The sequence below is a fragment of the Streptomyces sp. NPDC057616 genome, from assembly GCF_042800575.1.
In the GTDB taxonomy this organism is placed as follows: domain Bacteria; phylum Actinomycetota; class Actinomycetes; order Streptomycetales; family Streptomycetaceae; genus Streptomyces.
In genome coordinates this window covers 18,799-38,720 of the sequence record NZ_JBHVGU010000020.1, presented here as the reverse complement: position 1 = coordinate 38,720, position 19,922 = coordinate 18,799, and the positions used below count along the sequence as shown (strand labels likewise).

The 19,922-nt window shown below is 70.8% G+C and carries 14 protein-coding genes; 11 read left to right on the top strand and 3 right to left on the bottom strand.

The genetic code is table 11. The features are described from left to right. The first annotated feature begins 36 nt into the window (after positions 1-36). Entirely contained in the window at positions 37-3,441 is a 3,405-nt protein-coding gene (locus ACFU97_RS24875) for a hypothetical protein (RefSeq protein ID WP_384260297.1), read from the top strand. Positions 3,442-3,529: 88 nt separating this feature from the next. Further along, positions 3,530-4,261 carry an SDR family oxidoreductase gene (locus tag ACFU97_RS24870; protein WP_384260295.1) on the top strand — a complete coding sequence of 244 codons (732 nt, stop codon included), beginning with the start codon at positions 3,530-3,532 and terminating at the stop codon, positions 4,259-4,261. A gap of 48 nt (positions 4,262-4,309) precedes the next feature. Here ACFU97_RS24870 and ACFU97_RS24865 read toward each other — a convergent pair whose 3' ends face one another. Beyond that, positions 4,310-5,005: a glycoside hydrolase family 75 protein gene (locus ACFU97_RS24865; protein ID WP_384260293.1), complete on the bottom strand. Its 696-nt coding sequence runs from the start codon at positions 5,003-5,005 to the stop codon at positions 4,310-4,312. Positions 5,006-5,256: 251 nt separating this feature from the next. On the opposite strand from ACFU97_RS24865, the gene ACFU97_RS24860 reads away from it, so the two are divergent. Then, the gene (locus tag ACFU97_RS24860) at positions 5,257-5,868 is read left to right on the top strand and encodes a hypothetical protein (protein WP_384260290.1); all 612 of its coding nucleotides are present in this window, start codon (positions 5,257-5,259) and stop codon (positions 5,866-5,868) included. Positions 5,869-5,949: 81 nt separating this feature from the next. Here ACFU97_RS24860 and ACFU97_RS24855 read toward each other — a convergent pair whose 3' ends face one another. After that, the gene (locus ACFU97_RS24855) at positions 5,950-6,786 is read right to left on the bottom strand and encodes an aldo/keto reductase (RefSeq protein WP_384260288.1); all 837 of its coding nucleotides are present in this window, start codon (positions 6,784-6,786) and stop codon (positions 5,950-5,952) included. A 301-nt stretch (positions 6,787-7,087) separates the two neighbouring features. On the opposite strand from ACFU97_RS24855, the gene ACFU97_RS24850 reads away from it, so the two are divergent. The 8 genes from ACFU97_RS24850 to ACFU97_RS24815 are packed head-to-tail and all read left to right on the top strand — an operon-like array spanning position 7,088 to position 17,894. Beyond that, the gene (locus ACFU97_RS24850; RefSeq protein WP_384260286.1) at positions 7,088-7,237 is read left to right on the top strand and encodes a pyrroloquinoline quinone precursor peptide PqqA; all 150 of its coding nucleotides are present in this window, start codon (positions 7,088-7,090) and stop codon (positions 7,235-7,237) included. 29 nt (positions 7,238-7,266) lie between these two features. Further along, on the top strand, positions 7,267-7,995 hold the full coding sequence (pqqC, locus tag ACFU97_RS24845; RefSeq protein WP_384260618.1) for a pyrroloquinoline-quinone synthase PqqC: 729 nt from the start codon (positions 7,267-7,269) through the stop codon (positions 7,993-7,995). Beyond that, positions 7,992-8,246, top strand: coding sequence for a pyrroloquinoline quinone biosynthesis peptide chaperone PqqD (gene pqqD / locus ACFU97_RS24840; protein ID WP_384260283.1), 255 nt, complete (start codon positions 7,992-7,994; stop codon positions 8,244-8,246). The genes pqqC and pqqD overlap by 4 nt, the downstream gene beginning before the upstream one ends. Beyond that, on the top strand, positions 8,243-9,322 hold the full coding sequence (pqqE, locus tag ACFU97_RS24835; protein WP_384260281.1) for a pyrroloquinoline quinone biosynthesis protein PqqE: 1,080 nt from the start codon (positions 8,243-8,245) through the stop codon (positions 9,320-9,322). The genes pqqD and pqqE overlap by 4 nt, the downstream gene beginning before the upstream one ends. Beyond that, entirely contained in the window at positions 9,319-10,521 is a 1,203-nt protein-coding gene (locus ACFU97_RS24830) for a glycoside hydrolase family 105 protein (protein ID WP_384260279.1), read from the top strand. The genes pqqE and ACFU97_RS24830 overlap by 4 nt, the downstream gene beginning before the upstream one ends. A 4-nt stretch (positions 10,522-10,525) precedes the next feature. Continuing rightward, on the top strand, positions 10,526-11,314 hold the full coding sequence (locus ACFU97_RS24825; RefSeq protein ID WP_384260276.1) for a Tat pathway signal sequence domain protein: 789 nt from the start codon (positions 10,526-10,528) through the stop codon (positions 11,312-11,314). A gap of 11 nt (positions 11,315-11,325) precedes the next feature. Next, a complete protein-coding gene (locus ACFU97_RS24820; RefSeq protein ID WP_384260274.1) occupies positions 11,326-15,849 on the top strand; it encodes a glycosyl hydrolase family 28 protein in 4,524 nt (1,507 codons plus the stop codon). Positions 15,850-15,860: 11 nt separating this feature from the next. Next, the gene (locus ACFU97_RS24815; RefSeq protein ID WP_384260271.1) at positions 15,861-17,894 is read left to right on the top strand and encodes a PQQ-dependent sugar dehydrogenase; all 2,034 of its coding nucleotides are present in this window, start codon (positions 15,861-15,863) and stop codon (positions 17,892-17,894) included. A gap of 7 nt (positions 17,895-17,901) precedes the next feature. Here the strand turns inward: ACFU97_RS24815 and ACFU97_RS24810 are convergent, their stop codons facing one another. Then, positions 17,902-19,728 (bottom strand): AMP-dependent synthetase/ligase, encoded by a 1,827-nt coding sequence (locus ACFU97_RS24810; protein WP_384260616.1) that lies wholly within the window; start codon positions 19,726-19,728, stop codon positions 17,902-17,904. Between the last annotated feature and the right edge of the window lie 194 nt (positions 19,729-19,922).

Genomic DNA, 19,922 nt, shown 5'->3' with positions numbered 1-19,922 from the left:
TGGACCCGGGAGCCGCGAGCGACGGGGGAGAAGCGCATGGGGCGCCGCGAGAAACCGCTGGATCCGGGCGCGGGGGCCGTGCAGCGGTTCGCGCACGAACTGCGCAAGCTGCGCGACGAGGCGGGCACGCCGACCTACCGCGACATGGCCCGCGACGCCGGTTATTCGGCGCCCACCCTGGCCGCCGCCGCGGCCGGTGAACGGCTGCCCAGCGCGGCGGTCCTCGCGGCCTACGTCACGGCGTGCGGCGGCGACCCCGGGTCGTGGGCGGAGCGCCTGCGCGAGGCCGCCGCCGAGATCGCCGGGGCCCGGGTCGCCGAGGACGCCGACGACAGCCCGTACCCGGGACTCGCCCGCTTCGAGCCCGGCGACGGCGCGCACTTCCACGGCCGCGACGACCTGACGGCCCAACTCCTGGCGCTGACGGGCCGCGCCAGGTTCGCGGCGGCGGTGGGAGCCTCCGGGAGCGGGAAGTCGTCGCTGCTGCGCGCGGGTCTGATCCCCGCCCTGCGGCAGGGCACCGGCACCGCCCCGCGCCCTGCCGCCATCCGCCTCCTCACCCCGGGCCCGCACCCCGCCCGCACCCACGAAGCCCTCTTCACCCCGCACTCCGCGCCCGGCGACACCCTCCTCGTCGTCGACCAGTTCGAGGAGGTCTTCACGCTCTGCGCCGACCCCGCCGAACGCGCCCGCTTCCTGGACCGGCTGCTCACCGCCGCACGGCCCGCGTCCCGGCTGCGCGTCCTGATCGCCGTACGCGCCGACTTCTACGGCCGCTGCGCCGAACACGGGCCGCTGGCCGAGGCGTTGCGGGACGCCACGCTGCTGGTCGGGCCGATGCCGCCGCGCGGCCTGCGCGAGGCGGTGGTCCGGCCGGCCGCCGCGCGACGGCTCGTCGTCGAACGCGCGCTGACCTCCCGGATCGTCGCGGACGTCGCCGGCGAACCGGGCGGGCTGCCGCTGATGGCCCACGCCCTGCGCGAGGTCTGGCGGCGGCGCACCGGCAAGACGCTCACCCTGGCCGCGTACGAGGCCGTCGGCGGCATCCAGGGCGCCGTCGCGCACACGGCGGAGGCCGCCTACGCCCGGTGCACGCCCGCCGAGGCCGCCGCGGTCCGCGCCCTGCTGCTGCGCCTGGTGAATCCGGGCGACGGCACCCAGGACACCCGCCGCCCCACCGGCCGCGCCGAGCTCGGCACCGACCCCGTCACCGCCCGTGTTCTCGAACGCCTGGTCCGAGCACGGCTGTTGACCGTCGACGGCGACACGGTCGACCTCGCCCACGAGGCGCTGCTCGGCGCCTGGCCGCGCCTGCGTACCTGGATCGACGAGGACCGCGCACGCCTGCGTCTGCACCGCCGCCTCACCGAGGCGGCCGCGGCCTGGGAGGAGCTGGGCCGCGACGCGGGCGCGCTGTACCGGGGGATACGGCTGACCGAGGCACAGGAGGCGTTCGAGGGCGAACTGGCCGACAAATCAGGTGAGTTGAACCGCGTCGAGCGCGACTTCCTGGCCGCCGGCCTGGCCGCCCGGGAGCAGGGCCTGCGGGCCGCGGCCCGGACGACGCGGCGCCTGCGGGCCCTCACCGGTGCGCTCGCCGTACTGCTGTGCCTGGCCGTCGTCGCGGGGATGGCGGCCTGGCGGCAGGGCGGGGTCAACGCACGCCAGCGTGATGCGGCCGAGGCCCGCCGGGTCGCCGCGCTGGCGGACACCCTTCGCCCGTCCCAGCCGCGCACCGCGATGCGCCTCGCGCTGGCCGCCTGGCGGACCGCCGACCTGCCGGAGACGCGCGCGGCGCTGCGCACCGCCGCCGCGCAGAGCGAGCAGGACGCGTTCACCGAGCCCGAGGAGGGCGGCCGCGCCCTCAACGCCCCGTCCTGGCTCAGCGCCGACGGACGCGTGCTGACCAAGGTCGCGCACGACCGGGCCGTGCAGTGGGACGTGCGCACGCACCGGCGGATCCGCTCCGTGCATGTCCCGGGTCTGTCGCAGGGTGTGGTCGACGTCAGCGACGACGGGCGCTACGTCGCCCAGCAGGCACCCGGCGGCAGCGGCACGCTCGTGCGGGACCTCGCCGACGGCGGTGTGCGGCGGCTGGCGACCGGCGAACGGGCCGACTCCGGCGGCCGGTTCGGGCCCGGCGGCCACACCTACCTCGTGGGCCGGCAGGCGCACGACCCCGGCAGCGACCGGATGATCCTCGAACTGTGGGACGTCGGCGGGCGGCGCGTACTCCATCGCTACGACCACGGCGAGGACGACGGCCCGCTGCCCCTGCCGAGCCCGGACGGACGACACCTCGCCTGGTGCGGGCAGGACGACACCCGGCTGCGCGTCCTCGACCTCGGGACGGGCCGCCTCGCCGCCACCCGCCCGGCCCCTTCCACCGAACGGCTGCTGTGCCAGGGCGAGGAGGTCTCCTTCACCCCGGACGGCGACGCCGTCGCCGCCGCCACCTCCGTGGGCATCGTGACCTGGGACTTCCGCACCGGCCGCGAGCGACCGCGGCTGCCGCTGGCCGGCGGCGCCGACGCCGTGGTCTTCCACGGCCCGTACGCCCTGGCCTGGACCCCCGGCTCCGTCTCGCTGTGGCGTACGGACCTCCCGGACCCCGGGAACGACAGTCCGCGCGCGCCGCTGCTGACCTGTGCGGTACCGGCCCTGTCGGTCGGCGACTTCCGGCTGGACCCGGCGGCGGACGTGCTCAGCTATCTGGAGGAGGGGCGGACCGGTGTCGTGCACACGGTCTCGCTGCACGGCCTCATGGGCACGGCCTGGCGCGCGAAGGCGGCGGTCCGTGCCGCCTACGACGCGCGGGGGCGCCGCGTGCCGGTCCACGCACCGCCGGTCGTCCACCGGGAGAGCACGGTCGGCACCGACCCCACCCGCCGCACCGCGCTGACCTCCGAGGGCCGGCTGGTGGACGTGGCGACGGGCGAGGCGCGTCCGGGCGGGGTGAGGGGCGAGGACCTGCTCCGCGAGGGCGTCTTCAGCCCGGACGGCCGCCACCTCGCCGCCGAGGACTCCGTCGGCCGCCTCACCCTGTGGGACGCGCGTACCTGGCGGACGACCGCGGTCCTGCGGCCGACCGGCTCGACGCTGGTGACGTCGGCCCTGGCGTTCTCCGCCGACGGCTCCCTGCTCGCGGCGAGCGCCGCCGACGGGACGGTGCAGGTGTGGGAGACGGACCGGCCCCGGCTGCCCGCGGCGACCGTACCGGCCGGTGACGGGCCCGTCCTCGCACTCGGATTCGGCGGGGGGAAGGGGGACAGGGCCGAGGAGCTGCACCTGGCCACACCCCATCTGCCGGACCGTGTCCGTCCGCTGGAGCCGGAGGCGGCCGCGGCCCGGGTGTGCGCACGGGCCGCGGGTGGCGCCACCCGGGCCGAGTGGCACCAGTACCTGCCGTCGGTGCCGTACCGCGACACCTGCGGTGCTTGACTTCGAGAATGCTCCAACTGATCTACTCCGACGGTCGGACCGCGACCTGCCGGACCGAGGCACGCCGGACGAGACACAGGGGGCAGTCATGTCCACCAGCACGGACAGCACGGACACCACGAACCACGCGGAATCACCTGTCACGCTGATCACCGGCGGTGCCACCGGCATCGGCGCCGCCGTCGCGCGGCAGCTGCTGGACGCCGGCGGGCGGGTGACCGTCACCGGCCGCCGGGAGGAGCGGCTGCGCGCCTTCGCCGACGAACTCGGCAACCCCGAGGGGTTGTTGACGGTCGCCGGCAACGCGGCCGAGTACGCGGACGTGCAGGCGGCGGTGGACGCCACGCTCAAGGCGTACGGGCGGCTGGACACGGTCGTCGCCAACGCCGGGTTCGCCACCCACGACTCGGTGGCGGACGGCGACCCGGCGGGCTGGACCGAGATGGTGCTGACCAACGTCCTCGGCCCGGCGCTGCTCATCAGGGCGTCGGTCGACGCGCTCAAGGAGACCCGGGGCCGGATCGTGCTGGTGGGCAGTGTCGCCGGGTTCGTGAACACGCCCGGCAACATCTACGGGGCGACCAAGTGGGCGGTCACCGGCCTCGCCGAGAACACCCGCCGTCAGGTGACGGAGTTCGGCATCGGTGTCACGCTGATCGCGCCCGGCCGGGTGGAGACCCCGTTCTGGGACGGCAGCCTGCCGCCCGGTCATCTGCTGACCGCCGCCCAGATCGCGGAGTCCGTCGTCTGGGCGCTGCGCCGGCCGGCCGGAGTGGACGTCAACACCGTCGTCGTACGGCCGGTCGGGCAGCCCAACTGACCCCGCACGAGGATCTGCTGGGCTGCCCTGCGCCCTCCCCGGGCGGCTCTAGTTGTTCTGCAGGAACTGCTTGGCCAGTTTGTCGCCCAGCGTGACGGCCGCGCTGTGGCTCTCGATGGGGGAGACCTGCGAGTTCTTGAACAGGATGTAGGTCACCCCGGAGTCGGCGCCGCCGTTCTCGGGGTCGGGATTGATGCCGAGTGCGTTGGCGGTGGCGTAGGAGGCCTCACCGATGATCTTCGTGGGGCCGGTGTCGCCGACGACGGCGTACTCGACCTTGTTGTTGTAGATCACGGCGACCACGCCGCCGCCCTTGATGCCGGCACCGGAGTAGTTCCAGATGCTGCTGGAGCTCGGCACGACGACGTACGGCAGTGAATCCGCCTTCAGCGGGCTGCCGTTGGACTGGTGGAAGGCCGTGTCGTCCTGATACCAGGGGTCGGTGTCCTCGTTGCACTTCGAGGTGCGCTGGCCGTCGCAGTCGACGTCCATGTCGGCCTTCCAGAACACGGCGCCGTTCTTGCCGCACACCGGAATCGTGGCCGACGTCTCGTCGTCGGTCTTGTACTTGCCGTGGGAGATCTGGGAGCAGGACGTCACCTTGGCGAGCAGGTCGGACGCGCTGACCGAGCCCTCCTGGGTGGACGCCGGCCCCGCGGTGCCGGAGGCGTTGGCGGGGAGCACGCCGGCGGCGAGCAGGGCGGCACCGGAGGCCGCGGCGAGGGTCAGTGTTCGTATGCGCACTGTGGGGGACCCTTCTGTTAGGAAAGTTTCCTGACCGGGTTGCGGTACAAGGTGGACCCAGGAGCATGCTCGCGTCAAGTCCATGAACACCGCCGTGTGCGGCGGCCGTTGGGGTCACAAGAGTGAACCGGCAGCTCGCGGCGCGGGGAGCCGCTTTCGCGGAGATGCGCAATTGCAGCGCCCTGTCCGCAGGAGAAGACTGGCCATGTCGCACAATCCGGATACCGCCCGACTCTGGGAGGCGAGGCGTCATGTTTGTTCGGACCGTGTACTCGACCGGCGACCCCTCGAAGATCGACTCGGCCGTCAGGGCACTGAACGCGCAGGGGCGGGACCTGCTGGAGGACCGTCCCGGCTACCGGGGCTCGGGCATCTTCGTGGACCGGACGCTCGGCAAGCTGCTCGCGGTCAGCTGGTGGACGACGGAGGACGCCCGGCGCAACAGCGACGAGGTCATGCGGGAGCGGCGCGTATCGATGCTGGAGCCGTTCGCCGCGACGACGCTCGTGGAGAACTACGAGGCGGTGGTCTTCCACCAGATCCGCCAGCCCGAGGCGCGCGGCGGACTGCGGCTGACCAGGCTGGAGTTCGACCCCATGGACACCGATCTGCTCACCGAGACGTTCCGTGCCTCGGTGGTCCCCGGGCTGGAGGCGCTGGCGGGGCTGGCCCGGGCGTCCCTGCTCGTCGACCGGGAGCGCGGGCGCGGCATGGTCGGTGCCCTGTTCGCCGACCACGCCTCCCTCGCCGGGTCCCGCGGGGCCCACGCGGCGGTCCGGCACGAGGGCGCGGCCAAGGCTCATGTGGCCGTGACCGGGCTGGAGGAGTTCGAGACCGTCTTCACGGACGTACGGGCCGACTGACACGGGAGGCCGGCGCCCGCAGCGCGTCCGCCCCGCCGCGCGGAGACCGCGGGGCGGGGCGGAGGTTCGTCCGGGCCGGTGTCAGCCGGCGTTGAACGTGGTCGGGTCGGGGCCCAGGCGCCGCTCCTCGTTCAGCGCGCTGATGGCCGCCAGGTCCTCGGTGTCCAGGCTGAAGTCGAAGACCTCGATGTTCTCCCTGATCCGCGACGGCGTCACGGACTTGGGGATCACGATGTTGCCGAGCTGGAGGTGCCAGCGCAGCACCACCTGGGCCGGGGTGCGCCCGTGCTTCTGGGCGATGGCGACGATCGCCGGGACCTCCAGCAGGCCCTTGCCCGAGCCGAGCGGCGACCAGGCCTCGGTCGCGATGCCCTGCTCGGCGTGGAACTCCCGGGCGGCGTGCTGCTGCAGGTGCGGGTGCAGCTCGATCTGGTCGACCGCCGGGACGACCGAGGTCTCGTCGATCAGCCGGCGCAGGTGCTCCGGCTCGAAGTTGGAGACGCCGATCGCGCGGATACGGCCGTCGGCGTGCAGCTTCTCGAACGCCTTGTAGGTGTCGACGTACCGGTCGCGGGCCGGGGCGGGCCAGTGGATCAGGTACAGGTCGACGTACTCGAGGCCGAGCTTCTGCAGCGACGTGTCGAAGGCGCGCAGGGTGGAGTCGTACCCCTGGTCGCCGTTCCAGAGCTTGGTGGTGACGAAGATGTCCTTGCGGGGGACGCCGGAGGCCGCGATCGCCCGGCCGGTGCCCTCCTCGTTGCCGTAGATCGCCGCTGTGTCGATGCTGCGGTACCCGGCCTCCAACGCGGTGGCGACAGCCTGCTCCGCCTCGTCGTCCGGCACCTGCCAGACGCCGAAGCCCAGCTGGGGCATCTCGACGCCGTTGTTGAGGATGATCGGGGGGACCTTGCTGCTCACGAGCTCTTGATCCTTACGGTTGTCGTCAGGTGTCACTCCCTATCGTCAACGATCACGGGCCGTGATGCATTCCTGACCGGAGAATCCACCGGAACTGACCCGTGAGTCAGTGGCGGGTACCCGAGATTGGCCGGAAATGCATCCGACGTCTTCGGTCCGGACCATTGACCGCGGCCCGTTGTGCCGCAACTCTGGATCGCGCCACCGAACGAGTTCATGAACTCGGTGCATGCATATGAACATCTCGCGCCTGTCTGGGCCTCTGAGATCCCCCACCTCTCAGGAAAGCAGGTACACCCCCATGAACGAGACGCTTCAGCGCGCCCTGTGGACGGAAGAGCCCGTCGAGTCACCGAACGAGACATCCGATGAAAAGGTCTGGCAAACCCCGGGCCACACGGTCGTGGAGACCGCACTCGAAGTGACCGCCTACGCCCTCGGCGACCGCTGACCGGCCGCACGGGGAGCCCGTCCGTGACCGTGACACCCCTGCGCGGCGACGGAGCCGCCGCCCGGGCCAGAGCCCGTCTCGCCGAGCGGCTGCACACCGTCGCCGCGGAGCGCTACCACGACCGCCATCCCTTCAACCGGCGCATGCACCGCGGCGAGCTGACCCCGGCCGAGCTGCGGCTGTGGATCGCCAACCGCTTCCACTACCAGCGCCACATCCCGGTCAAGGACGCCCTCATCCTCGCCAAGCTCGACCGGCCCGAGTTGCGCAGATCCTGGCTGCGCCGCATCCAGGACCACGACGGCACGGCCGAGCGGGAGGGCGGGATCGAGCGCTGGCTGCGGCTCGGCGAGGCGGCGGGGCTGCGCCGCGACGAACTGTGGGACGGCTCCCGGGTGCTGCCCGGCGTGCGTCTCGCGGTCGACGGCTACGTCAACTTCTGCCGGCTGCGTCCGGCCCTGGACGCGATCGCCGCCTCGCTGACGGAGCTGTCCGCGCCCGGCCTGATGCGCACCCGCATCGCCGCCTTCGAGCGCCACTACCGCTGGATCGACGCGGACGGCCTCGCCTACTTCCGCACCCGCGTCGACCAGGGCGGCCGCGACGGCGCCGAGGCCCTCGCCCTGGTCCTCGACCTGGCCAGGGCTCCCGAGGAGCACCAACGCGCCGTCGCCGCCCTGGAGTTCAAGTGCGACGTGCTGTGGTCACTGCTGGACGCGGTGGACGCGGTGGGCAGGGCGGACGGGGGCTCCCCGTGAGCTGGCGTCCCGCCCTCGCCCGCGGCGTCGTCCTGCGCCACGACCGCGTGCGCGGCACCGACCTGCTGCTGCTCCCCGAGCGGGTGGTCGTCCTGCACGGCGCCGGCGGCGCGGTGGTCCGCCTCTGCGACGGCGCGCACGCCGTGGCGGACATCGTCACCGAACTCGGCGGCCGCCACCCGGGCGCGCCCGTCGACGCCGACGTCCCGGAGTTCCTCGCCGCACTGCGAAAGGAGGGCTGGCTCGCATGACGACCGCGCAGGCCCCCTGGGCCCTGCTCGCCGAGCTCACCCACGGCTGTCCGCTGCGGTGCGGGTACTGCTCCAACCCCGTCGAACTGGTCGGTCGGTCAGAGGAGTTGGACGCGGAGGAGTGGTCCGACGTCTTCCGGCAGGCCGCCGGCCTCGGTGTCGTCCAGACGCATCTGTCCGGCGGCGAACCGCTGCTCCGGCGCGACCTGCACCGCATCGTGGCGGCCGCCGACGGCGCCGGCCTCTACACCCAGCTCGTCACCAGCGGCGTCGGCCTGAGCGAGCGGCGGACCGCGCAACTGGCCGCGGCCGGACTGCGCAGTGTCCAGCTGTCGGTGCAGCACGCCGATCCCGGGGCCTCCGAGCGCATCGCGGGCGCCCGCTCCTTCGCGGCCAAGGAGCGTGCCGCCCGCCTCGTCCGCGACTCGGGCCTGCCCTTCGGCCTCAACATCGTGCTGCACCGCGCCAATCTCGACGCCCTGGAGGAGCTGATCACCCTCGGGCTGCGATGGGGCGCCGACCGTATCGAGCTGGCGCACACGCAGTTCCACGGCTGGGCCCTGCGCAACCGCGCGGCCCTGCTGCCCACCCGGGAACAGGTCGAGCGGGCCCGCGCGTCGGTGCTCCGCTGGCGCCAACTTCTCGACGGTGCCGTGGAGTTGGTGTGGGTCTCGCCGGACTGGCTGGACCAGATGGCCAAACCCTGCATGGGCGGCTGGGGCAGGGTCTCGCTCACCGTCGCCCCGGACGGCACCGTCCTGCCGTGCCCGGCCGCCGCCGCCCTTCCTGACCTCGATGCGCCGAACGTGCGCGAGCACGAACTCGACCGGATCTGGCGGGAGTCGACGGCGTTCACCGCCTACCGCGGCACGGCGTGGATGCCGGAACCCTGCCGGAGCTGCGCCCTGCACACCACCGACCACGGCGGCTGCCGCTGCCAGGCGTACGCGCTCACCGGCGACGCCGCCCGTACCGACCCGGCCTGCCGCCACGCCCCCGACCACCACCTCGTACGCGATCTCGTGCAGGGGCCGCGTGACGAGCCCGTGTACGCCTACCGAGAGGGAGGAACATGAGACCGGGACGTCTGCGGACGGCGCTGACGGCTCTCGCCGCCGTCACCGCCACCCTGGCCGCACTGCCGGCCGCCGCACCCCCACCGACCGCCCCCGCCCACGCGACCGCCCCTGCGGCCGGGCACCGTCCGGCGGCCGCCCGCGACTGGTCCGTGGCCGTCGTCGACTCCACCATGGCCCGCTACACGCCGAGCACGATCGGCGGCTGGTCCTACCCCGTCGGCCTCTACCTCTACGGCCAGTACCTCACGTACGAGCGCACCCACGACGCCCGCTACCTCGCCTACATCAAGAAGTACGTCGACCGCTTCGTGAAGAGCGACGGCACCATCGACCAGTCCTTCAACAGCCTCGACAGCATGCAGGCCGGCCGCCTGCTGGTGATCCTGCACCACGAGACGGGCCAGGACCGCTATCGCAAGGCCGCGCAGAAGATCCGCGACCGCCTGAGCACCTACCCGCGCACGAGCGACGGCGGTTTCTGGCACGCGGACAACTCCAGCCGCGCGCACCAGCTCTGGGCGGACGGCGTCTACATGGTCAACCCGTTCCTCGTCGAGTACGGCAAGGAGTTCGGCGACAGCACGTACACCGACGACGAGGCGGCGAAGCAGCTCTACGTCTACGGCAGTCACCTCCAGGTCGCGAACGGGCTGCTCAAGCACGCCTACGACGAGTCGAAGAGCGTGAGCTGGGCCGACCCGCGGACCGGGCTCGCGCCCGAGCACTGGTGCCGTGCGGTCGGCTGGTACTCCATGGCGATGGTCAACGTCCTGGACGCCATCCCGGCGAACCAGCCCCGTCGTCCCCAACTCCTGTCCACCTTCCGGAAGTTGGCGGCCGGTCTGGAGAAGTACCAGGACCCGGCGACCGGGCGCTGGTTCCAGGTGATGGACAAGGGCTCCCGGAGCGACGACTGGACCGAGACGTCCTGCTCCAGCATGTTCACCTACGCCCTCTCGCGCGGCGTCCAGCAGGGCTATCTCGACCCGCACTACGAGGCCGTGGCCCGCCGCGGCCACCAGGGCGTCCTGGCGAAGCTGTCGGTCGGTTCCGACGGCCGGACCGAGCTCGCCGACATCTCGATCGGCACCAACGTCGGCGACTACGCGTACTACGCCGCCCGCACCCGGGCCACCAACGACTTCCACGGCCTGGGCGCCTTCCTGATCATGAACGAACAGCTGCGAGGTGATTAGTGTCATGAACACATCCAGAAGGGCGCTGCTGGGCGCCACGCTCGCGGGCGCCGCGGGAGCAGCGGTCGGTCTGCCGGCCACCACGGCCCATGCCGCCTCCTGGCAGCAGAAGTGGGCCCCGTCCGCGAGCAGTGACCGCCTCGGCGCCTTCGAGACCATCGAGGACGACCGCGCCGACTCGCATCCCGCCGGACATCCGCACATCTTCGCGACGGGCGACAACTGGCGCTTCACCATGCACATGGTTGACCGCGACACGTCGACCGACCGCCAGCGCCAGGAGGTCACCGGCCTGCGCAACGGCGGCGGCAGCAACTACCTGAAGTGGACGCAGGGCCAGACCTGGCGGCTCACGTACTCGATGTACATCCCGAGCTCGCTGAAGGCGACCACCACCTTCACCCACATCATGCAGATGAAGCAGCCCGGCGCGGGCTCGTCCCCGATCGTGGTGCAGTCGCTGCGCCGGGTGAACGGGAAGCAGACCATCGAGCTGCAACTCCCCGTCGACGGCATCCTCGTCGGCCGTACCGACCTGGACCCGCTGCACGACAGGTGGACCGACGTCGACTTCCAGATCAAGGTCGGCAACGGCTCGGCGGGTTCCATCCGCTGGATCCTCAAGTCCGGCGGCTCGACCGTGATCGACGCGTCGAAGACCGGCGTCGACACCTTCCTGGCCGACCGTGTGCGCCCGAAGTGGGGCATCTACCGCTCCCTCGGCGACACCTCCGGGTCCCTGCAGGACACCTACCTCCTGCTGACCAACCTCCGCGGCTACCAACTCGTCTGAGAGACCGGCCCATGAGACCCCCCACCGCACAGCGGACGGGGACGGCGGCGATCGTGTTCTTCGTCCTCGCCGTCGTCCTCGGACTGACCCACCCCGCCGCGCTCGCGGCCCCGCGCACCGGCGCACCCACCAGCCCCCGGCACACCGCCGCCGTCTTCGACGTCCGCGCCTACGGCGCCAAGGGGGACGGCTCCGCCAACGACACCTCCGCCGTCAACAAGGCGATCACCGCGGCGAGTTCGTCCGACGGCGGCGGCATCGTCCGCTTCCCGGCCGGCGCCTACAAGTCCGGCAACACCATCCACATGAAGAGCCATGTGACGCTCCAGCTCGACAAAGGCGCCACGCTCCAGGGCTCGAGCGCGGACACCTACGACAAGGCCGAGCCCAATCCGTACGACGCCTACCAGGACTACGGGCACAGCCACTTCCACGACGCGATGATCTACGGTGACCGGCTGACCGACATCGGCTTCACCGGCCAGGGCGTCATCGACGGCATGGGCGACCTGATCACCGGCAACCCCAAGTCCGGGGAGGCCGACAAGATCATCTCGCTGACACGCTGCGACGGGCTGCGTATCGGCGACGGCCTCACGTTGCGCCGCGGCGGCCACTTCGCCGCGCTGGTCAACGGCTGCACGAACGTCACCTCGGACCGTCTCACCATCGACACCGCGAGCGACCGCGACGGCTGGAACATCATCTCCACCACGAACGTCACGGTGACCAACGCGAACATCAAGGCCAACGACGACGCACTCGTCTTCAAGAGCGACTACGCCCTCGGCGCCAAGCTCGCCAACGGCCACGTCAGGGTCAACGACTCCTATCTGTCCGCCCGTTGCTGCAACGCCCTGATGTTCGGCTCGGAGACCTGCGGCGACTTCTCGGACTACCGGTTCGAGAACATCCGCATCGAGGGCGCCGACAAATCCGGCCTCGGCATGGTCTCCATGGACGGCGCGAAGATCTCCGACGTCCACTACCGCGACATCACGATGACCAACGTCCACTCGCCGATCATGCAGAAGATCGGCACCCGCAAGCGGTGCGGCAACAGTCCCGGCGTCGGATCGATCAGCGACATCACGTACGACAACATCACGGCCACCGGCAGCAGCCCGTCCTTCAGCCCGACCCTGTGGGGCGAGAGCGGTCACCGCATCAACGGTGTGACCTTCAACAACGTCAACATCACGGTCCCCGGCGGCAACGGCACCATGTCCACGGGTGTGCCGGGCAACGACCCGAAGGACTACAACCCGAAGGCCATCGGCACCAGGCCGGCCTACGGCTGGTACCTGCACAATGCCGACGACGTCCAATTCACCGACAGCTCGGTGAAGTTCGCGGCGAACGACGGCCGCCCGGCGGTCATCGCCAACGCGGCGAGCGGCATCCGCTTCACCGGCTTCACCGCCCAGCGCGGCTCGAACTCGCCGTACGACATGGGCTTCCAGGACGTCGACGGGTACTGCCTGACCGGCGTGACGCTGCGGGTGTCGAGCAGCGGGTCCACCGAGGACTGCACCGGTGCCGTAGGGCCGCTCGACCTGGAGAACCCGCGCCAGGACTTCCTCCGTGCCTCCGTCGGCGGCCTGTTCCTGCACTGGGGCCTGCGCACCGCTCCCGCCCACACCAGCTGCACCGCCTGGGAGAAGGACGCCACGGACGGCGGCTGGACCCCGGACTACTGGGTGAACGAGGCCCGGAAGCTGCACACCCAGTACCTGGTCCTCGCCACCTTCCACAGCCGGCTCGGCTACGCCCGCCCCTGGCCGTCGAAGATCCCCGGCTCCTGCTCCACCAAGCGGGACTTCCTCGGCGAGCTGATCGACGCCGCGAAGGCCAAGGGCATGAAGGTCGTCCTCTACATGACCGACGACCCCCAGTGGCACGACGAGGGCGGCCACGAGTGGCTCGACTCGGCCGCGTACTCCGCCTACAAGGGCAGGAACGTCGACCTGACCACCCGCGACGGCTTCGGGCAGTTCAGCTACGACAACTTCTTCGAGGTCATGGACCGCTATCCGGACCTCGGCGGCTTCTGGATCGACAACGACAACGCGTACTGGGAGAGCCACGACCTCTACCGGCAGATCTACGAGAAGCGCCCGAACTACACCCTCAGCAACAACAACGAAGACACGCCGATCATGGACATGATCAGCAACGAGCAGAAGACCGGGATGACACCGGCCTACGACTACCCGCAGGCCGTCTACACCGCCCAACCCCGGCTGACCGAGGCCGACTTCAAGCTGCCCTCCACCGGTGCCTGGTGGTACGACGGCTCGGACCCGTCCGTCGACAGGAAACTCACCCTCGGCCGCCTCGTCACCAACGCGGGCTCCTCGGTGAAGGCCCTGATGGCCGAGACGGCTCAGGTCGACGGCAGATTCCCGTCCCAGCAGGCGGCCTTCAACACCTTCGCCGCCTCCTACCTCGACCCGATCCGGGAATCCCTGCACGGCACCGAGGGCGGCGGCTACATGTACGGCGGCCTCAAGCCGGGCTTCTGGAACGACGGCGCCCACGGCGTGACGACCGTCGCCAAGGACGACCCGAACCGGCAGTACATCCACGTCCTGACACCGCCGAGCACCGGCACGCTACGCATCCGCGACAACGGTTACCGCATCGCCTCCGTCATTAACCTCCGTACGGGCAAGGCGGTTTCGTGGTCGCAGTCGGGCGGTGTGCTGACCCTGACCGGGCTCGGCGACTGGGACCCGTACGACACCGTCTTCAAGGTCGTCACCGCCGGCCGCCAGGGCATCCTCACCGGCGTCAGGGTGAGCGCGAGCGCGTCCGCGAGCGGACACACGGGTGCCGCGGCCGGTGACGGCGACCACCTCACCTACTGGGACAACGGCAAGACGCTGCCCGTGAACCTCACCTTCGACCTCGGCTCGGCCAAGAAGGTGCAGTACATCGGGCTCAACCAGCGGGAGGACTCCGTCGCCTACGCCCGCTCGGCCACCGAGCAGTCGGCGCGGATCAAGGACTACAAGGTCTATCTGAGCAACGACGGCTCGACCTGGGGGAGTGCGGTCAAGACCGGGCAGCTCCCAAGTCGCCGTGGAATACAGGGCATCGACCTCACCGCGGCGCACTCCCGCTACGTCCGTCTGGAGGTGGACACCACCTGGGCCGCCTCCACCGACACCACCCGCTACAAGCGGCTGCGGATCGACGAGGCGTGGATCGGCACGTCGTACGCCACACCGGCGGCGGCCTTCGAGCCCATGTCGGACAACGGCCAGTCGCTGCGCCCCGCCATGGGCTGGAGCAGCTGGAGCTTCGTGCGCCGCAACCCGACCGAGGCGGCGATCGAGGCCCAGGCCGACGCGCTGGCTTCGAGCGGACTCAAGGACCACGGCTTCGTGTACGTCAACCTCGACGACTTCTGGCAGAAGTGCGACTCCAACGGCTTCGTCGTCGACCGCTACGGCCGCTGGGCCGCCGACCCGGCCAAGTTCCCCGGCGGCATCAAGGCCCTCGCCGACCACATCCACTCCAAGGGCCTGAAGTTCGGCTTCTATGTGACACCGGGCATCGCCAAGAACGCCGTCACCAAGAACACGCCGGTCGAGGGGACTTCGTACCATGCGAAGGACATCGCGGACACCTCGAAGACCGAGAAGAACTACAACTGCAAGAACATGTACCACCTCGACTACTCCAAGCCGGGCGCGCAGGAGTTCGTGGACTCGTGGGCGAGGCAGTTCGCCTCATGGGGGGTCGACTACCTGAAGATCGACGGGGTGGGCAGCCAGGACATCGCCGACGTACGGGCCTGGGACAAGGCGCTGCGGGCGAGCGGACGGCCCATCAACTTCGCGCTCTCCAACAACCTGCCGATCGCCGATGCCGACAACTGGCGCAAGCTCGCCAACAGTTGGCGTACCCAGGGCGACGTCGAGTGCTACTGCGGGCCGGGCCCGAGCGGCAGCGGCTATCCGCTCACCGACTGGTCGCATGTCTCCAAGCGGTTCGACTCGGCCGCCTCCTGGCAGCCGTACGCGGGCCCCGGTGGCTGGAACGACCTGGACTCGCTGGAGGTCGGCAACGGCGACCAGGCGGGCCTCACCGCCGACCAGCGGCGCTCCCACTTCACCCTGTGGGCGATGGCCGCCTCGCCGCTGCTGCTCGGCACCGACCTCACCCACCTCGACCCCGTCGACAGGGCGATGCTCACCAACGACCGGCTGATCGGCGTCGACCAGGACGGCGCGGCCGCGAAACGGATCGTGGACAGCGGCGTCAAGCAGGTCTGGAGCAAACGCGAGAGCGGCGGCGACTACGTGGTCGCGCTGTTCAACACCGGCACCTCCGGCAGCGCGACGGTGAGCGTGAACTGGTCACAGGTCGGCTTCACCGGCTCCGGCGACGTCACCGACCTGTGGTCCGGATCCCACAAGGGCGTGATCGCGAACTCCTACGGCGCGACCCTGCGCCCGGGGGAGACCAGGCTGATCAGGGTCACGCCCACCACCTCCGTCAAGGCCGTCCACCGCTCCGCGGGCTGAGGGGAACCCCCATGAATCCGAACAGAGTTCTGCCGTACTGCGTCGCCGCGGCCCTCGCTCTGCCCCTCGTGGGCCTGAACCAGGGCACCGCGCTCGCCGCCACCGACTACCAGGCCGAGAGCGCCCGGATCTCCCAGGGCACCGTGGCCACCAACCACACCGGGTACACCGGCACCGGCTTCGTCGACTACACCAACGTCACTGGTTCCTATGTGGAGTTCACGGTGAGCGCGGCCTCCGCGGGCACCGCCGCGGTGACCTTCCGGTACGCCAACGGCACCGCCGTCGACCGGCCCATGGACCTCTCCGTGGGCGGCACGGTCGTCGCCTCCGGCGTGTCCTTCCCGGCCACCGCCGACTGGAACACCTGGGTCACCAGGACCGTCGACCTCCCCTTGAAGGCGGGCTCCAACACGGTTCGCGCGACCGCCACCACCGACAACGGCGGGCCCAACCTCGACCGCATCAGCGTCGGCACGGCGGGCGGCGACACCCAGGCGCCGACCCGCCCCGGGCAGCCCAGCTGCTCCGACATCGGCGAGGACGGGCTCACCCTGGCCTGGGGCGCCTCGACGGACGACGTGGGCGTGGCGGCGTACGACCTCTACGAGCACGGCAACAAGATCGGTGAGGCACCGGGCGGTTCGACGAGCAAGGCACTCACCGGCCTCACCCCGAACACCACCTACGACCTGACCGTCATCGCCCGCGACGCGGCCGGCAACACCTCCGCGGCCAGCCCCGTCGTCGACTGCACCACCAAGCCGAGCTCCGACACCACCCCGCCGAGCAGGCCGGGCACGCTCTCCGCGGCCGATGTGACGGCGAACAGCGCCGGCTTGACCTGGGGCGCCGCCACGGACGACCGGGCGGTCGTCGCCTACGACGTGCGCAGCGGCGGCACCGTCTACAAGACCGTCACCGGCGGTACCTCCACCACGCTCACCGGGCTCGCCTGCAACAGCCCGTACGCGCTGAACGTGGTCGCCCGCGACGCCGCGGGCAACGTCTCGCCCGAGAGCAACACGGTGAACTTCACCACCAAGGCGTGCGCGACGGACGGCGGCGTCCCGTCCTCCATCGCCACCCTCTCCGGCGGCTGGACCGTCCCCTGGGGCACCTACTGGATGCCCGACGGCAAGACCGCCCTGGTCACCGAGCGCGACGACTTCCGGGTCTGGAAGGTGACCAAGGACGGCACCAGGACCCAGGTCGGCACCGTCCCGAACGCCGTCACCACCAACGGCGAGGGCGGCCTCCTCGGCGTCGCCGTCGACCCCAAGTGGGACACCGACCACTACGTGTACTTCATGCACACCGCGTCCGAGGGAAACCGCGTGGTCCGCATGACGTACGACGGGACGACGCTCGGCGACTACAAGGTGCTGCTCCAGGGCATCAAGAAGAACCGCTACCACAACGGCGGCCGCCTCGCCTTCGGCCCCGACGGCTATCTGTACGTCTCCACCGGCGAGGCCCAGACGCCGGACCTGGCCCAGGACAAGAACTCCCTCAACGGCAAGATCCTGCGCATGACGACGGACGGGAAGCCGGCCCCCGGCAACCCGTTCGGCAATTACGTCTACAGCCTCGGCCACCGCAACCCGCAGGGCCTCGCCTTCGACCGCAACGGACGGTTGTGGGAGGCGGAGTTCGGCAACAGCTCCAAGGACGAGCTGAACCTGATCAAGCCGGGCGCCAACTACGGCTGGCCCACCTGCGAGGGCAGCTGCAGCGTCTCCGGCATGACCAACCCGAAGGCCACGTGGAACGTCAACGAGGCCTCGCCCAGCGGCATCGCCATCGTGCGCAACGTCGTCTACATGGCATCCCTGCGCGGCGAGCGGCTGTGGCGCATCCCGATCAACGGCGACAACGAGAGCGTGGGCACACCGACCGCGTACTACGTGGGCACCTACGGCCGGCTGCGGACCGTGACCAAGGTGCCGGGCGCCGACCAGCTGTGGCTGTCGACCACCAACTGCGACAACAACGGCAACCAGCCCGACGGCTCGGACAAGATCTTCCGTGTGAACATCAGCTGACGGGGCGTCAGGCCTGGTACAGGGCCTCGACCTCGTTGGCGTAGGCGTTCTCGATGGCCTTGCGCTTCAGCTTCAGGGACGGGGTCAGCAGACCGTGTTCCTCGGTGAACGGCTGGGCCAGTATCCGGAACGTGCGGATCGACTCGGCCTGCGAGACGAGGGTGTTGGCGGCGACCACCGCACGCCGCACCTCCGTCTCCAGGTCGGCGTCGCGCACCAGCTGGGCGGGGGCCATCTGCGGCTTGCCGCGCATCTGCAGCCAGTGCTCGACGGCCTCCTGGTCGAGCGTGACCAGGGCGGCGATGTAGGGGCGGTCGTTGCCGACGACGATGCACTGGTTGACCAGCGGATGGTCGCGGACCCGCTCCTCCAGCACGCCGGGCGAGACGCTCTTGCCGCCGGAGGTCACGAGGATCTCCTTCTTGCGGCCGGTGATGGTGAGGTAGCCGTCCTCGTCCAGGGAACCGAGGTCGCCGGTGCCGAGCCACCCGTCGTGCAGGGTCTCGTCGGTGGCCTTCGGGTTGTTGAGGTAGCCGGAGAAGACGTTCGGGCCGTGCAGCCAGATCTCGCCGTCGTCCGCGATGTGCACGGTGACACCGGGGATGGGCTGGCCGACGGTGCCGTAGCGGGTGCGCTCGGGCGGGTTCGCGGTCGCGGCCGCCGTCGACTCGGTGAGGCCGTAGCCCTCGTAGATCTGGACGCCCGCGCCCGCGAAGAACAGGCCGAGCCTGCGGTCCATGCCGGAGCCGCCCGACATGGCGTTGCGGATCCGGCCGCCCATCGCGGCGCGCACCTTGGAGTAGACGAGCTTGTCGAAGAGCTGGTGCTGCATGCGCAGTCCCGCGGAGGGCCCGGGCCCGATGCCCCACGCCTTCGCCTCGACGGCGTCCGCGTACTTCACGGCGATGTCCACGGCCTTCTCGAAGGGCCCGGACTTGCCTTCCTTCTCGGCCTTGCGGCGCGAGGCGTTGAAGACCTTCTCGAAGATGTACGGCACCGCGAGGATGAACGTCGGCCGGAACGCCTGCAGGTCGGGCAGCAGGGCGGACGCGTTCAGCTGCGGCTGGTGGCCGAGGCGCACCCCGCCGCGGATGGTGGCGACCTCCACCATGCGCCCGAAGACGTGGGCGAGCGGCAGGAAGAGCAGGGTCGACGCCTCGTCGCCGCGCTTGGTGTGGAACACCGGCTCCCAGCGCTCGATGACGGTGTCCGACTCGTACATGAAGCTGCCGTGGGTGATCACACAACCCTTGGGGCGGCCCGTGGTGCCCGAGGTGTAGATGATCGTCGCGACCGAGTCCGGGGTGATCGCCTGCCGGTGGCGGTGCACGAGGTCGTCGTCGAGGTGGGCGCCGGCGTCGTAGAGCTCCTGCACGCAATCGTTGTCGAGCTGCCACAGCTGGTGCAGCTGCGGCAGCCGGTCGATGACGGTGGCGATCGTCATCGCGTGGTCCTCGTGCTCCACGATCGCGGCCGTGCACTCGGCGTCGTAGAGCATCCAGAAGCACTGCTCGGCCGACGACGTGGGGTAGATCGGCACCACCTGGGCGCCGATCGTCCACAGGGCGAAGTCGAACAGGGTCCACTCGTAGCGGGTGCGGGACATGAGCGCGACGCGGTCGCCGAACCGGATGCCCCGGGCGAGCAGCCCCTTGGCGAGGGCCATCACCTCGTCCCGGAACTCGGCCGACGTCACGTCGCGCCAGCGCCCGGCGTCGTCCTTGCGGCCGAGCGAGATGTGCAGCGGGTCCTTCTGGGCACGCTCGAACACCACGTCGGCCAGACCGCCCACTGTCGGTGCCAGCGTCAACGCAGGGCTGGTGAACTCGCGCAAAACCACTCCCCGCTCCCTCAGCGCTGTATCGAGTACTAGGCAAGCGCCGTGAAAGCTACCCCACCCTGAGACAGGGCGGGAGGGGGGTCAAAAGCGAACAACCCTCAGCCTCAGCCAGGTCAGCGGCAGGAAAATGCGCTCACATCCGGAAGGGTCGGACAGAAAACTGACGGTTGAGTAAGTTTCGGTTCCGT